The 14,209-nt window shown below is 65.4% G+C and carries 14 protein-coding genes; 7 read left to right on the top strand and 7 right to left on the bottom strand.

The window, feature by feature from the left end:
- Positions 1-4 precede the first annotated feature (4 nt).
- The 4 genes from XW59_RS14165 to XW59_RS14180 form a co-directional block, all read right to left on the bottom strand.
- Complete coding sequence (locus XW59_RS14165) at positions 5-979, bottom strand: 2-hydroxyacid dehydrogenase (protein WP_047145960.1); 975 nt, start codon at positions 977-979, stop codon at positions 5-7.
- 48 nt (positions 980-1,027) lie between these two features.
- Positions 1,028-2,047 carry a LacI family DNA-binding transcriptional regulator gene (locus XW59_RS14170; RefSeq protein WP_082137607.1) on the bottom strand — a complete coding sequence of 340 codons (1,020 nt, stop codon included), beginning with the start codon at positions 2,045-2,047 and terminating at the stop codon, positions 1,028-1,030.
- Between the two features lie 73 nt (positions 2,048-2,120).
- Positions 2,121-3,062 (bottom strand): DMT family transporter, encoded by a 942-nt coding sequence (locus XW59_RS14175; protein ID WP_082137608.1) that lies wholly within the window; start codon positions 3,060-3,062, stop codon positions 2,121-2,123.
- A gap of 115 nt (positions 3,063-3,177) precedes the next feature.
- The gene (locus XW59_RS14180; protein ID WP_047145962.1) at positions 3,178-3,657 is read right to left on the bottom strand and encodes a MarR family transcriptional regulator; all 480 of its coding nucleotides are present in this window, start codon (positions 3,655-3,657) and stop codon (positions 3,178-3,180) included.
- Positions 3,658-3,797: 140 nt separating this feature from the next.
- On the opposite strand from XW59_RS14180, the gene XW59_RS14185 reads away from it, so the two are divergent.
- The 7 genes from XW59_RS14185 to XW59_RS14215 all read left to right on the top strand — a co-directional run bounded on the left by XW59_RS14185 (position 3,798) and on the right by XW59_RS14215 (position 10,978).
- Positions 3,798-4,559 (top strand): creatininase family protein, encoded by a 762-nt coding sequence (locus XW59_RS14185; RefSeq protein ID WP_246666090.1) that lies wholly within the window; start codon positions 3,798-3,800, stop codon positions 4,557-4,559.
- A gap of 140 nt (positions 4,560-4,699) precedes the next feature.
- On the top strand, positions 4,700-5,758 hold the full coding sequence (locus tag XW59_RS14190; RefSeq protein ID WP_047145963.1) for a GTP-binding protein: 1,059 nt from the start codon (positions 4,700-4,702) through the stop codon (positions 5,756-5,758).
- Positions 5,743-6,339 (top strand): hypothetical protein, encoded by a 597-nt coding sequence (locus XW59_RS14195; RefSeq protein WP_052958169.1) that lies wholly within the window; start codon positions 5,743-5,745, stop codon positions 6,337-6,339. Before XW59_RS14190 ends, XW59_RS14195 begins: the two co-directional genes overlap by 16 nt.
- Positions 6,340-6,363: 24 nt before the next feature.
- Positions 6,364-7,338 carry a WD40 repeat domain-containing protein gene (locus XW59_RS14200; protein ID WP_047145964.1) on the top strand — a complete coding sequence of 325 codons (975 nt, stop codon included), beginning with the start codon at positions 6,364-6,366 and terminating at the stop codon, positions 7,336-7,338.
- A gap of 90 nt (positions 7,339-7,428) precedes the next feature.
- Positions 7,429-8,832 carry an aspartate aminotransferase family protein gene (locus XW59_RS14205; protein WP_047145965.1) on the top strand — a complete coding sequence of 468 codons (1,404 nt, stop codon included), beginning with the start codon at positions 7,429-7,431 and terminating at the stop codon, positions 8,830-8,832.
- A complete protein-coding gene (locus XW59_RS14210) occupies positions 8,829-10,220 on the top strand; it encodes a glutamine synthetase family protein (RefSeq protein WP_047145966.1) in 1,392 nt (463 codons plus the stop codon). Before XW59_RS14205 ends, XW59_RS14210 begins: the two co-directional genes overlap by 4 nt.
- Before the next feature lie 86 nt (positions 10,221-10,306).
- Entirely contained in the window at positions 10,307-10,978 is a 672-nt protein-coding gene (locus XW59_RS14215; protein WP_137327029.1) for a UdgX family uracil-DNA binding protein, read from the top strand.
- 11 nt (positions 10,979-10,989) lie between these two features.
- Here the strand turns inward: XW59_RS14215 and XW59_RS14220 are convergent, their stop codons facing one another.
- From XW59_RS14220 to guaD, 3 genes are read right to left on the bottom strand one after another with little or no spacing between them, the layout of a single operon-like run.
- Positions 10,990-12,249 (bottom strand): glycerate kinase, encoded by a 1,260-nt coding sequence (locus XW59_RS14220; RefSeq protein WP_047145967.1) that lies wholly within the window; start codon positions 12,247-12,249, stop codon positions 10,990-10,992.
- Positions 12,250-12,263: 14 nt separating this feature from the next.
- Entirely contained in the window at positions 12,264-12,767 is a 504-nt protein-coding gene (locus XW59_RS14225; protein WP_047145968.1) for a heme-degrading domain-containing protein, read from the bottom strand.
- A 50-nt stretch (positions 12,768-12,817) separates the two neighbouring features.
- Positions 12,818-14,143: a guanine deaminase gene (guaD, locus tag XW59_RS14230; RefSeq protein WP_047145969.1), complete on the bottom strand. Its 1,326-nt coding sequence runs from the start codon at positions 14,141-14,143 to the stop codon at positions 12,818-12,820.
- Positions 14,144-14,209: the final 66 nt, after the last annotated feature.

Here is a 14,209-nt window from a genome sequence, read left to right on the forward strand (position 1 = left end):
CTGATCAGTCGCGCGCCTTCACATGCGCGGTTTCGAACACGGGCGTAATCGGCCTGCGCTTCTCGAACCATTCGACCAGATTGTCGACCGCCAGATCGCCCATGGCGTCGCGCGTATGCTGCGATGCCGAGCCGACATGCGGCAGCAGGACGGCGTTTTCCAGTTTGAGCAGGGCTTCGGGGACCTTGGGCTCGTCGGCGAAGACGTCGAGGCCCGCCGCCCTTATCGTGCCGTCGGCGAGCGCCGAAGCGAGCGCGTCCTCGTCGACGGTGCTGCCGCGGCCGATATTGATGAAGACGCCGTCGGGGCCGAGCGCCTCGAGGATTTCGGCATTCACGATCTTGGCGGTCGCCGCGCCGCCCGGAGCGACCGAGATCAGCGTATCGACATTTTCGGCGAGCTCGCGAAGCGTCGGGAAATAGCGGTAGCCGATCCCCTCGACCTCGCGGCGGTTGTGGTAGCTGATCGGGACGCCGAAACCTTCCAGCCTGCGCGCGATCGCCAAGCCGATCCGGCCCATGCCGAGGACGCCCACCGAGCGGCCGCGCAACGTGCTCACGGTGAGCGGATAAGGCCCTTTGCCGACCCAGTTGCCCGCCCGCAGCCACGCTTCCGCCCGAGGCAGTTCGCGCACCGCGTTGAGGAGCAGGCCGATCGCCGTGTCCGCCACCTCCTCGGTCAGGACGTCCGGCGTATTGGTGACCATGATCCCCTTCTTGGCGGCGTGGGCCGCATCGACGGCATCGTAGCCGACGCCGAAATTGGCGATGATCTCGAGATTGGGGAAGGCATCTATGAAAGCCGCATTGACGAGACCCGACGAGGCGATGCCTCGGACCGTTTCGGCCGCCTCGCGATCGACCAGCGCCGGGTCGCCGCTATCGATCCTGCGGACCTTGAAGGTCTTCTCGAGACGCTCCACCGTTTGTGGGTGCAACTTGCCGGGGATCAGGACGGTGATCTCTCTCGCGGATGCCAATGAACTTTCCCTCCTCGTTCTTGCGGTTGGCTGCCGGCTGCCGCCGGTTCATCTTTCCACCGGCTTGCCGGTGGACTGCCGGATGTGAAGCTCCGGCCGGATCAGTTTCTGCCCGCCATGGACCTCGATTCCGTTGAGCCGGTCGATCAGGGCGCGGGCGGCGAGCCGGCCGACCTCGCGCTGGCCGTTCCAGACGGTGGTCAGCGCCGGCGTGGCGATGGCGGCTTCCTCCAGATCGTCGTAGCCCGTCACCGAGATGTCGACGCCGGGAACCAGACCCGCCCGGGCGATCCCGTTCATCAGGCCGATGGCGACGAGATCGTTCCAGCAGACCGCGGCCGTCGGCTTGTCCTTGAGGGCGAGGAAGGTCGCGGACGCCTCGAAGCCCGCCTGCTTGGTGCGTGGTCCCGGCAGCCGCCATGACGGCAGCGGCTCCAGCCCGGCGCTCTCCATCGCCACGACATAGCCGCGGAAACGGTCGCGCCCCGTCGAGGTCTGGTCGGTGCCGCCGATCATGGCTATGCGCCGGTGCCCGAGCGATATCAGATGGTTGGTCGCAAGCCCGATGCCGTAGGCGTCATCGCCGCGGAAGGCCGGCACGTCGGCCCCTTCCACCGAGCGCGCGATCAGCACGGCCGGCAAACCGTTCTCCTCGGCCATCATGATGTCCTGCGGCGGCGTTCCGATCGCCGGCGACATGATGACGCCGTCGGCGCCGAGCTGGAGCAGCGTGTCGATGAAGGTCCGCTGCTTTTCGAGCTGATCGTAATGGTTCGACAGAAGAAATGTCTGACGGCTGCGGTCCAGCTCGCTCTCGATCGAGCGCAGAATCTCGGCGAAGAACGGGTTCATGATGTCGTGAACGACCACGCCGACGATGCCCGAGCGCGAGGTCCGCAGGCTTGCCGCGCGGCGGTTGTAGATATAGCCGATCGCGCGCGCATGCTCCTTGATGCGATCGCGCGTCGCATCCGCGACGAGCGGGCTGTCCCTGAGCGCCAGTGATACGGTCGCGGTGGACACGCCAAGCGCATCCGCGATCGTGGAGAGCTTAATCTTTTGCGCCAGCCTTCCCTCCCGGGACTCGCAACCGACCCGATCTTTAAACCGTTTAGGGCTTATGCCATCCGGCATCGCCAATTCAAAGCTTTTTCGCCATTTCCTGGTCTTCCGCGCGGGGCGCCGCGCTGCTTTGAAGCCGCAGCCGATGCTCGCGATAAACGATAAAGAGACCGCTCGCAACGATGATGGCCGCGCCCGTGAAGGTCCAGGCGTCCGGCAGGTCGGAAAACACGAAATAGCCGAAGCCGATCATCCACAGCATCTGGGTGTAGGGATAAGGCGCAAGAGCGGTGGTGGTCGCGAGCTTGTAGGCCCGTATCAGCATGTAATGCCCGGCCGCGCCGAAGATGCCGAGGCCGATCAGCAGCACCCATTGCAGGGTGCCGTCGGGCATCGAAGCATAGGTAGGCACGACCGGCGCCATCAGTACCACCGGCGCGAGCGCCGAATAGAAGATCAGGCTCTCCCCGGTCTCCCGCGCGCCCATGTGGCGGGTCATGATGACGTAGAGACAGTAGGACGCCATCGAGGCAAAGGCGAAGACGTGGCCGACACCGAAGGTTCCGAACCCCGGCCGCGTGATGACGAGCACGCCGACGAGGCCGACCAGCACGGCAAGCCAGCGCCGCCAGCCGGCCCATTCGCCGAGCAGCGGCCCGGCGATCGCGGTGATCACCATAGGCGCGAAGAAATAGATAGATACCGTCTCGGCAAGCTGCAGCGTCCTCAACGCGAAGAAGTTGAAGATCGTCGAGCCGAACAGGAAAACGCCGCGCAGGATCTGGGCCGGAAGGTTCTGCACCTTGAACATGGCCGGGTTGTTCCAGGCATGGAACAGCACGAGCACGATGACCAGATGTACGGCAAACCGCATCCACGACACGAACGGCGCGGACATGCCGTTGAGCACCAGATATTTGGCGCTCGTGTCGAGGCAGGAAAAGAGCACGCAGGCAACGACGACCAGCAGAATCGCCGCGCGCGGCGTGGCGGAATCGGCACTGTTCTGCTTGGTGGACAAATCGCTGTTCGGAAGCTTGTCGTGAGGATTGATGTTCTGTTTCGACCAATAGCCGCCGGGGCGCAAGCGAAAATAGCACCGCCGGCGAAATCAGGATGCCGGGAAGCGCCCGCGCCTATTCCGCCGCTTCGGCCTCCATCTCGATCTCGTCCTCGGCTTCCACGATCATGCCGGAAAGATTGGCCTCCACGCGGGCGAGCAGTTTGAGAAGGGCCTTCTGGTCCTTCTTGTCCAGGCCCTTGAGCGCCTGCTTCTCGGTCTTGCGCAACGATTTCTCGATGGAGCGAATCGCCCCCCTGCCCGTCTCCGTCAGATAGACATGGGCTTGGCGGGCATCAGAATCCGAAGCGCGCTTTTCGACGAAACCCTGCGTCTGCAGCCGGTTGATCGTCTTGGTGACCGTCGGCGGGCGAACGCCGATGCGCGCGGCGAGCTGGCCGGGCGTCTGGCCGTCCTCCTGGTCGAGCGAGATCATGATCTGATCCTGACCCGCGTAGAAACCATGCGCGAGAAGCTTGGAGGCAAGGGCCGTGCGGGTAAGCCGCGCCGTTCCCTGAAGCCTCGTTAGAACAGCACCCTTGTCTGCCTTTGCCATGATCGGTAACCCCTAACATTTCTATGTTGGCGGTTTGAGTGGAACGCATTCGCATGCGGTTCCGTCTTGCCGGTCGGTCACGTCACACGATACCCTCGCGCAACCGCAACGATGCTATGACAGAGCCACATATCAGAAACATGACAGCCAGCGAAGTAAATCGCGTGTCGGCAAATGGGATAGCGGTCCTGCCCCTGGGAGCGACCGAGCAGCACGGGCCGCATCTGCCCTTTGAAACGGACTGGATCATCGCCGAGGCGGTCGCGCGGCGCGCCGTCGGAAACGTCGCCGACGAATTTTCCGTCGAAGTGCTCCCGGTGGAGAAAGTCGGCTACTCGATCGAGCATATGGACGTCGCCGGAACGCAGACGCTGACTTACGGCGAAGCCGTCGACCGCTGGATCGGGATCGGCGAGGAGGTTTCGCGCCGCGGCCTGCGGAAATTCGTCATGCTGAACGCGCATGGCGGCAACGCGCCTTTGATGACGATCGTCGCGACCGAACTGCGCGTCCGCTTCGGTATGCTGGCGGTCGCCACGAGCTGGACCCGGTTCGGCTATCCGCCCGCAATCGTCTCGCCGCATGAAAAGGCGATCGGCATTCATGGCGGACTGATCGAGACATCCGTCATGCTCGCCCTGCGCCCCGATCTCGTCGACATGTCGAAGGCGCGCGACTTCGCCTCCGCCCAGAGCGGCTTCGAACGGGACTTCAAGCATCTGCGCGCCTACGGCCCGCATGCCTTCGGCTGGAAGATGCGGGACCTCAATCCCGAAGGCGTAGCAGGCAACGCCGCCGCGGCGACCCGTGAAGCCGGCGAGGCGATCATCGATCATGCGACATTAGGTTTTGTCGAGTTGCTCCGCGACATGGAGCGTTTCGACCTCGCTTTGCTCAAATGAATGGCAATCGCATCGTGTAGCTGGGCGAATGCAGCGTTCGGAATTTTTGAATCTCACCCACCGCCATTGGCAGGTGCAAAGCCGGTCGTTCGGTCCTATATGAGGGCCACGATCATTCCCTTTCGCCAAAGAGGTCATTCATGCCCGAGGCACAGACGCAAATTCCGGTGACCGTGCTCACCGGCTATCTCGGTTCCGGCAAGACGACGCTGCTCAACCGCATCCTCAGCGAGGACCACGGCAAGCGTTACGCCGTCATCGTCAACGAATTCGGCGAGATCGGCATCGACAACGACCTGATCGTGGAATCCGACGAGGAAATCTACGAGATGAACAATGGCTGCATCTGCTGCACGGTGCGCGGCGACCTGATTCGCACCGTGGAAGGGCTGATGCGCCGCCCTGGTCGCTTCGATGCCATCCTCGTCGAGACCACCGGCCTCGCCGACCCCGCGCCCGTCGCGCAGACCTTCTTCATGGATGACGACGTCCGCTCGAAGACCAAGCTCGACGCGGTCGTCGCGCTGGTCGACGCCAAGCACCTGCCGCTGCGCCTGAAGGATTCGAAGGAAGCCGAGGATCAGATCGCGTTTGCCGACGTCGTCGTCCTCAACAAGACCGATCTGGTCAGCGAGGAGGAGCTGCGCGACGTCGAGGCGGCCGTTCGCGCGATCAATCCCGCCGCGAAGATACACAAGACCGAGCGCTCCGGCGTGCCGCTCGCCGAAGTCCTCGACCGCGGCGCGTTCGACCTCGCTCGCGCGATCGACAACGATCCGCATTTCCTGGACGCGCATGATCACGACCACGATCATGTCTGCGGCCCGGACTGCGATCACGATCACCATCATCACCACGATCACGACCACCATCATCATGGCGAGGCCTCGCCGATCCACGATGTGAGCGTGCAGTCGATATCGCTGCGCGGCGGTGAGATGGACCCGAAGAAGTTCTTCCCCTGGCTGGAGAAGACGACCCAGATGGACGGACCGAACATCCTTCGGCTCAAGGGCATCATCGCGCTCAAGGACGATCCCGACCGATATGTGGTGCAGGGCGTGCACATGATCCTCGAAGGCGACCACCAGCGCGCCTGGAAGGATGGCGAGGCGCATGAGAGCCGGCTGGTCTTCATCGGCCGCGACCTCGACACGGAGCGCCTCAAGCGCACCTTCGAGGCATGTCAGGCGGCCTGATCGTTCACCTGAATGGCTGGCCGGGGGTCGGAAAACAGACCGTCGGCCGCATTCTGGCGGAAAAGCTCGGCGCACGCTTCATCCACAATCACCTGCTCCACGATGTGGCAATCGCATGCGCGGGGATCGAGGATGCGGCCAGATGGCCTCTGTATGAGGCGGTCTGCAAGGCGGCTTACGATACGCTCGCGGACCGCCCCAGGCTCGAGACGTTCGTCATGACCAATGCGCTGTGCGCAGGCTCGCGACGTGAACGGCAGGCGTGGGACCATGTCGTTGACCTCGCGGCGAGACGAAACGTTCCTCTGGTGCCGGTGGTGATGGAGGCGAGCTTCGAGGAAAACGCCCGTCGCCTCGGCAGCCCGCGGCGCGTCGGCCGCAAGCTCGGCGATCCCGCCCTGCTTTCCGAGTTCATGAAGTCCGACCGTATCCAGGAGCCGGACGTACCGGAACTGTTGAAGCTTGACGTGACGCGGCTTTCCGCCGATCAAGCCGCCGAGAAGATTTGCGATCACCTGTCCGCGCTGTCCCGGTCACGGCTGGAGCCTGCGTCGGCGAAGCATCGCAGGTTCAAACAGTAATCGCTTGCAGCAAAGAACCTGACCATGCCCACCGTTGCCCCGCTTGATCTCGATGGCCATTGCGTCGCCGTCGCCTGGCTGAACGACATTCCTCATTTCGCTCTCGCTGACGGCACCGTTCACCGCCTCGACAACGGCCACAAATCGGTGGAGGCGCATGACGGGCTGCTTGCCGCCGCCCCGGCCCTGGATGGCGCGGCGCTGATCACCGGCGGCGAGGACGGCAAGATCGTTGCCGTCTCTTCCTCTGGAAATGTCGAGACGCTCGCCGAGATCGGCCGCAAATGGGTTTCCTGCGTCGCCGCCGGCCCACGCGGCGCGGTCGCCTTCGGCAGCGGCAGGACCGCCTATGTGCGCCTTCCCGACGGCACGATGAAGGAATTCCAGCACCCGCGCAGCGTGGAAGGCGTCGCTTTCGCGCCTAAGGGAATGCGCATCGGCGTCGCGCGTTACAATGGCGCGACGCTGCATTTCCCCGCAGCCGAGGGCAAGCCCGCCGAGCTCGAATGGGCCGGTGCGCATATGGGCATCACCTTCTCGCCCGACGGCAATTTCCTGGTCACCGCCATGCAGGAAAACGCCCTGCACGGCTGGAAGCTCGCCGACGGCAAGCACATGCGCATGTCCGGCTACCCCGCCAAGGTGAAGAGCATGTCGTGGAGCGCCAAGGGTCGCTGGCTGGCAAGCTCCGGCGCGCCGGCGGCGATCGTCTGGCCCTTTCTCACCAAGGACGGACCGATCGGCAAGGCGCCGCAGGAGCTCGGCACCCGCGGCGACGCGATGGTGACCTCGGTGGCGTTCCACACCACCGACGAGATCCTGGCGGTCGGCTACGCCGACGGCATGGTGCTCGCCGCCCGCGTCGCCGACGCCAAGGAAGTGCTGCTTCGACGCCCGGGCAAGAGCGCCGTGACCTCCATGGCATGGGACGGCAAGGGCGCGCGGCTGGCCTTCGGCACCGAAGCCGGTGATTGCGGTGTCATCGACATCGCCGGCTGAGCAGGCGCGACAGCCGTCCTTCCCGCCTCCATTGCCTGTACGCGGCCGCAACGCTACAAATCCTGCTCCACGAAGAAGGACAGGAAATAATTGCACGCACCCGCGAACACGGCCGCCTCGCAAGGCGGCATCAGCCTTGCGCGCATAGAAGCTCTGCGCACCGCCGAGGCGAAGCTTTTTCGCAAGGCACGCCCGAAATCGAAAAAGGCGATGGCCGAGGGGGCTGAAGCCTATCTTGCCGGCGTGCCGATGCACTGGATGCGCGACTGGCCGATGCCCTTCCCCTTCGTGGTCGAAAAGGCTTCCGGGGCCACGATCACCGACATGGACGGCCACGAGCTCGATGATTTCTGCCTGGGCGACACCGGCTCGATGTTCGGTCATTCCCCGGCTCCGGTAGCGAGCGCCATCCGCCGTCAGGCAAGGCGCGGCCTGACCTACATGCTGCCGAGCGAGGACGCGCTCCATCTCGGGCGGCTGTTGGCGGAAAAATTCGGCCTCGCCCGCTGGCAGATCGCCACCACCGCGACCGACGCGAACCGCTTCGCGCTGCGCGTCGCGCGCGCGGTCACCGGGCGGCCGAAGATACTCGTCTTCAACGGCTGCTATCACGGCTCGGTCGACGAAACGATGGTACGCATCGCCAATGGGCGACCGGCCAACCGGCCGGGACTGGCCGGCGAGTTCCGCGACCTCACGCAAGCCACGCGCATCGTCGAGTTCAACGACATCGAGGCGCTCGAGGCGGCGCTTGCGGAAGGTGACGTCGCCTGCGTCATCGCCGAGCCGGTGCTGACCAATTCCTGCATGGTCCTGCCCGTTCCCGGCTTTCATGCCGCGCTGCGCGAGGCGACCCGCCGCCACGGCACGCTGCTGCTGATCGACGAGACGCACACCATCTCCACCGGCCCTGGCGGCTACACGCGCGCCCACGGCCTCGAACCCGACCTCTTCGTGCTCGGCAAACCGGTCGCCGGCGGCGTTCCGGCCAGCGTCTGGGGCATGAGTGAGGAAGTGGCCGCGCGCTATGCCGCCTACGAACAGCGGAAGGAACCCGGCTATTCCGGCATGGGCACCACGCTTTCGGCCAATCCGCTCCAGTTCGCCGCCATGCGCGCAACGCTGGAGAAGGTGATGACGCCGGAAAATTACGCGCATATGGAAAGGCTGGCGGCGCGGTTGGAGAAAGGCCTCTCACGGGCGATCGACCGCCACGGCCTGCCTTGGCACGTCGCGCGGGTGGGCGCGCGCGTCGAATTCATCTGTGCGCCCGGACCGTTGGCCAACGGCGCGGAGGCCGAAGCGGCCCATGCGCCGGCGCTCGAAGCGGCGATCCACGTCGCGCTCGTCAATCGCGGCTGCCTGATCGCGCCGTTCCACAACATGATGCTGGTTTCTCCCGCCACAAGGAAGAAGCAGGTCGACCGGCTGACGTCGGCGTTCGATGAGATTGCAGGGGACTTGGCCGGCAGGCCAGAAGGGGGTGCGAAATGAGCTTTTGCCCCTCCGGGTCCACTCCGGACGAAGCCGACGCCTTTCTCGCCGCCCATCCGGAAATCGAGGCGTTCGACATCGTTCTGACCGATGCGAACGGCGTCGGCCGCGGCAAGATCATCCGCCGCCACGAACTGAAGAGCCTCTACGAGAGCGGCCGGCATCTGCCGATCTCGATCCTCGGCCTCGACATAACCGGCGAGGATGTTCACGAGACCGGCCTGATCTGGGATTCCGGCGACGGCGACCTTCGTGCCTGGCCGATCCCGGGCACGCTGAAGCCGCTTCACGGCACCAATCCGCCCCGCGGGCAGGTGCTGATGTCGATGCATCATCTCGACGGCGCGCCGATGACGAGCGATCCCCGGCATGCCCTAAGGCGTCAGGTCGAGGCGATGAACGCCAAGGGCCTCAATCCGGCGGGCGCGTTCGAACTGGAGTTCTTCCTGCTCGCCAACGAGCGCGACGCGGAAGGCCGCGTGCAGCCTGCCCGCGCGGTGCTCGACGGGCGCGCGAGCGGCAAGACCGAGGTCTACTCGGTCGACCATCTTCACGGCATGGAGCCGCTGTTCTCCGACATCTACGCGGCGGCGAAAGCGCAAGGCATTCCGGCCGAAACGGTGATCTCGGAATACGCGCCCGGCCAGTACGAATTGACCCTCCACTACCGCAAGGACGTGCTTCGGGCCGCCGACGACCTCGTCATGCTCAAGCGGCTGGTGCGCGCCCAGGCCCGCCGCCACGGCGTCGCCGCCTGCTTCATGGCCAAGCCCATAGAGCGCTATGCGGGCTCCGGCATGCATCTCCACGTCTCGCTGCAGGACGGCAAGGGCGGGAACGTCTTCTCGGAGGAGAAGGAAGGAGCATGGAACCCTGCCCTCCTCCATGCGCTCGGCGGGCTTGCCGAGACGATGGCTGAATCGATGCTGGTCTTCGCACCGCATGCGAATTCCTGGCGGCGCTTCGTCTCGCAATCCTATGCGCCCGTGGCGCCGACCTGGGGCGTCAACAACCGCTCGGTGGCGCTGCGGGTGCCCGCCGGCGACGTCAGGAGCAGACGTATCGAGCATCGCCCCTCGGGCGTCGACGCCAATCCCTATCTGGTCGCGGCGACCGTGCTTGCGGGAATTTCGAAGGGGCTGGACGAGGAACTCGATCCCGGCCCGGAGACCACCGGCAACGGGTACGAGGCGGTTGCCACGAGCGAGCGAGCGATGCCCGGCCATTGGCTTGCCGCGATCGATGCGGCGGAAGGCTCCGCCTTCCTGAAGGCAGCGCTCGGCGAGGACATGCACCGTACCTTCTGCGCCATCAAGCGGGCGGAATATCTCCGTGTCGCCCGCACCATCGGCGAGCTCGACTACCAGCTCTATCTCCACGAAGTGTGATGGGCGGCGGCGGAACCTTCCCGCCGCCTTCGCCATTCCTGATCTGACCCAGCGCCGACGCAACGGCAAAGGAGACGATCGGCAAGATGCCCTCACCGCATCCCCACGCCCGCGGCGAGATCCCGGAACGGCATTGGCCGAAGCCGGAGGGCGAGGTCGGGCCGCCGCAGGCTGCCTCGCTCGACGAACTGCGCGCGCAGGCGGAAGTCTGCCGGCGCTGTCCCCTCTGGCGCGACGCCACCCGGACCGTATTCGGAGAAGGCCCGCGGGACGCCGGTGCCGTCTTCGTCGGCGAGCAGCCGGGGGATCAGGAAGACCTTGCCGGCAAGCCCTTCGTGGGTCCCGCCGGGCGCGTGTTCGATCAGATATTGGAAACGGCGGGCATCGAGCGCGACAAGGTCTACGTCACCAACGCGGTCAAGCACTTCAAGTTCGAGCCACGCGGCAAGCGCCGCATCCATTCCAAGCCGAACGCCGGCGAAATACAAGCATGCCGGTGGTGGATGGGCCAGGAACTGGACCTCATCGGACCGGACATCGTGGTTGCGCTCGGGGCGACCGCCGCCCAGTCGCTTCTCGGCAAGGCCGTGCCGGTGACGAAGATGCGCGGCAGGACCTTCGAGCGGGAGGACGGCGTGCGCGTCTTCGTTACCATCCATCCCTCCTTCATCCTGCGTATCCGCGACAGCGCCGACAAGGAAGCCGAGCGCGAGCGCTTCCTCGACGACATGAAAGCCGTGAAAAAGCTGATGGCCTGAGGCCACCTCTCTCAGCGCACGAGGATTGCCCTGAGGTCGTTGACGTTGGTGCCCGTCGGGCCCGGCACGAAAAGGTCGCCGATGGCGTCGAAGGCGGTCCAGGCATCGTTGCGCGCGAGCGCGGCCTTGGGGTCGATCCCCGCCGCGCGCATGCGTGCGGCAGTGGCAAAGTCGGCGAAAGCCCCGGCATTGTCCTGCGAGCCGTCTATGCCGTCCGTGTCGGCGGCGAAGCCGTGGATGCCTTCCACGCCCTCGATCGCATTGGCGAAGGCGAGCAGGAATTCGGAATTGCGTCCGCCCCTGCCGCCCTTTCCCCTGATCGTGACCGTGGTCTCGCCGCCGGAAAGCAGCAGCACAGGCTTCGCGAAGGGCCGATCGCGCATCGCGACCTCACGCGCGATCGCCGCGTGCACGCCCGCCACCTCGCGCGCCTCGCCTTCGATCGCGTCCGACAGGATCACCGCCGCGATGCCCTGGCGTTTCGCCTCCGCCGCCGCTGCCTCCAGCGAGACCGCCGCCGAGGCGATGACGTGGACTTCGTTGCCGGCGAAACGCGGGTCGCCGGGCAACGGCGCGGCCGCCTCCTCGGTCTCCAGATGGCGCAGGGCTGCTTCGGGAAGCCGCAAGCCGTAATTGCGCACGATCTCCAGCGCATCCGTGCGGCTTCCCGCGTCCGGCACGGTCGGCCCGGAGGCGACATAGGCCGGATTGTCGCCCGGAATGTCTGAAACGACGAGCGACACGACCTTCGCCGGATGCGCCGCCAGCGCGAGCCGCCCGCCCTTGATGGTGGAAAGGTGCTTGCGGATCGTGTTCATCGCCGAGATCGGCGCGCCGGAAGCAAGCAGCGCCTCGTTGACGGCGATTTCGTCCGCGAGCGCCATGCCCTCGGGCGGCGCCGGCAGGAGGGCCGATCCGCCTCCGGAGATCAGCGCGACGACGAGGTCGTCGGCGGTGAGGCCTTTCACGGCGTCGAACAGCCGGCGCGAGGCCGAAAGACCCGCCTCGTCCGGAACGGGATGCGCCGCCTCGATTATTTCGATGCGCTCGCAAGGCGTGCCGTAGCCGTAGCGGGTGACGACCACCCCTTCCAGGGGACCCTCCCAGGCCTGTTCCAAGGCGCGCGCCATCTGCGCCGAGCCCTTGCCGGCACCGATGACGATGGTCCGTCCCTTCGGCCTTTTCGGCAGGAAACGGCGGATGGTTTTCTCGGGATCGGCCGCGGCGACGGCAGCCTCGAAAAGCGATACGAAAAACGCCTTCGGCTCCAACGGCCCTCTCCGTCTCACCGGTCCGCGGGCGGCGAAAGCGCGATGCCTTCGGCGTCGGCCCCGAGATGCGACGCCAGCGCGGCGACGACGAGATTGTGATCCTCGCGCTGCGGCAGGCCGGAAACGGCGAGCGCGCCGATCGCGCCGACGCCCTGGACCCTGATCGGGAACGCGCCGCCCGCGATGGCAAAATCCTGAGCAACGTGGCCATAGTCGGCCGGGAAGATACGTTCCTTCGCGCCCTGCTCGAGGAACATCCGGTAGCTGCACTTGTGATAGAGCATGACGGAATTGATCTTGCGACGCGCCCATTCGGCATTGGCACCGGCCGATCCCGGCAATGCCGCGAAGAAGAGCGGCCTGTCCCAGAGGCGGATGTCGATGACGATCGGCAGCTTCCGATCCAGCGCCATATCGCGCAAATGCGTTCCCAGCTTGAACGCCTCTTCCTCGTCGAAGGCGGGAAAGACGAGCTTCTTTTCCTGCTCGATCAGCCTTTTCAGATCGTCCTCTACCACCCGTTCATCCTCCCTTTGCGCGACTGCCTCATTCAAGACCGCGCCGCCGGTCAGGCCGGGGGAGCGGTGTCGATCGCGCTCTTCGCCGCCCTGCCGGCGACGTAGACCTCGCGCACGGCGCGATCGTCGCCAAGGGTTTGCAACAGGAAAAGCTCCTCCGTCAACGTCTCGACCGTTTCCATCCGCAACGCCATGTTGGGCGTCGCCCTGGAATCGAGCACGACGAGGTCCGCATCGGTTCCCGTGTCGAGCGTGCCGACCTTGTCCTCGATCGACAGCGCCTTGGCGTTGCCGAGCGTGATCTGCCAGAACGAGGCGAGCGGATTGAGCTTCTCGCCGTTGAGCGCGATCACCTTGTAGCCCTCGTCCATGGTGCGCAGCATGGAATAGTTGGTGCCGCCGCCGACATCGGTGGCCGCCGCTATCCGCAGAGGTTTCCTGCGCTTGCGGTAGCGCTGATAGTCGAAGAGGCCCGATCCGAGGAAAAGGTTCGAGGTCGGGCAGAAGACCGCGACCGAGCCCGAATCCGACAGCGCGTCCGCCTCGCGCTCCGACAGGTGAACGCAATGGCCGAAGAGCGCCTTCGGCCCGAGCAGGCCGTAATGCTCGTAGACGTCTGTGTAATCCTTCGACCAGGGATAGAGCTCCCGGGTGAAGGCGATCTCGGCATGGTTTTCCGAAAGATGCGTCTGCATGTGGAGGTCGGGATGCTCGCGGCAGAGCGCGCCGGCCATCTCGAGCTGCTCCGGCGACGAGGTGATCGCGAAGCGCGGCGTGATCGCGTAGAGCTGCCGACCCTTGCCGTGCCATTCGGCGATCAGCGCCTTGCTGTCGTCATAGCCAGTCTGCGGCGTGTCGAGCACCGCCTGCGGCGCGTTGCGGTCCATCATCACCTTGCCGGCGATGGTCATTATGTTCCGCTCATGCGCCTCCGAGAAGAACGCCTCGACGCTCTCCTTGTGCACCGAGCAATAGGCCGCGACGGTGGTGGTGCCGTGTCGCACCGTCTCGTCGAGGAAGAGCCGCGCGATGCGCCGCCCGTGCTGTGTGTCGCGGAACTTGCTTTCCTCGGGAAAGGTGTAGGTGTTGAGCCAGTCGAGCAGCTCCGCGCCGTAGGAAGCGATGATCTGCATCTGCGGCATGTGCACATGCGCGTCGATGAAACCGGGCATGATCAGATGCGGCCGGTGATCCACGACCCGCACCTCCTTGCCGGCTCGGCCGGACACGAGGCTGAAATCGCCGATGTCGGCGATCCTGCCGTCCACGATCAGCACGCCGCCGTCCTCCTCGTAGCGGTACGAGGCGCGATCCTCGGGGCTCTCGGGCTCGGTGAGGAAGGAAAGGACACGCCCGCGCAGGAGAAAAGTGGTCATGTAAAGTCTCCGCCGGCGTGAAAGGCTCCCGGACGCGCTTGCGGCGTGTACGTGTTCGCAATGAGT

The sequence above is a fragment of the Aquamicrobium sp. LC103 genome (genome assembly GCF_001014615.2).
In the GTDB taxonomy this organism is placed as follows: Bacteria; Pseudomonadota; Alphaproteobacteria; order Rhizobiales; family Rhizobiaceae; genus LBCQ02.

What these genes read in the sequence shown, in the direction of transcription:
- XW59_RS14200 (WP_047145964.1), top strand. Translation starts at nt 6,364, where the DNA reads ATGCCCACCGTTGCCCCGCTTGATCTCGATGGCCATTGCGTCGCCGTC.
- XW59_RS14195 (WP_052958169.1), top strand. Translation starts at nt 5,743, where the DNA reads ATGTCAGGCGGCCTGATCGTTCACCTGAATGGCTGGCCGGGGGTCGGA.
- XW59_RS14190 (WP_047145963.1), top strand. Translation starts at nt 4,700, where the DNA reads ATGCCCGAGGCACAGACGCAAATTCCGGTGACCGTGCTCACCGGCTAT.
- XW59_RS14180 (WP_047145962.1), bottom strand. Translation starts at nt 3,657, where the DNA reads ATGGCAAAGGCAGACAAGGGTGCTGTTCTAACGAGGCTTCAGGGAACG.
- guaD (WP_047145969.1), bottom strand. Translation starts at nt 14,143, where the DNA reads ATGACCACTTTTCTCCTGCGCGGGCGTGTCCTTTCCTTCCTCACCGAG.
- XW59_RS14185 (WP_246666090.1), top strand. Translation starts at nt 3,798, where the DNA reads ATGACAGCCAGCGAAGTAAATCGCGTGTCGGCAAATGGGATAGCGGTC.
- XW59_RS14210 (WP_047145966.1), top strand. Translation starts at nt 8,829, where the DNA reads ATGAGCTTTTGCCCCTCCGGGTCCACTCCGGACGAAGCCGACGCCTTT.
- XW59_RS14215 (WP_137327029.1), top strand. Translation starts at nt 10,307, where the DNA reads ATGCCCTCACCGCATCCCCACGCCCGCGGCGAGATCCCGGAACGGCAT.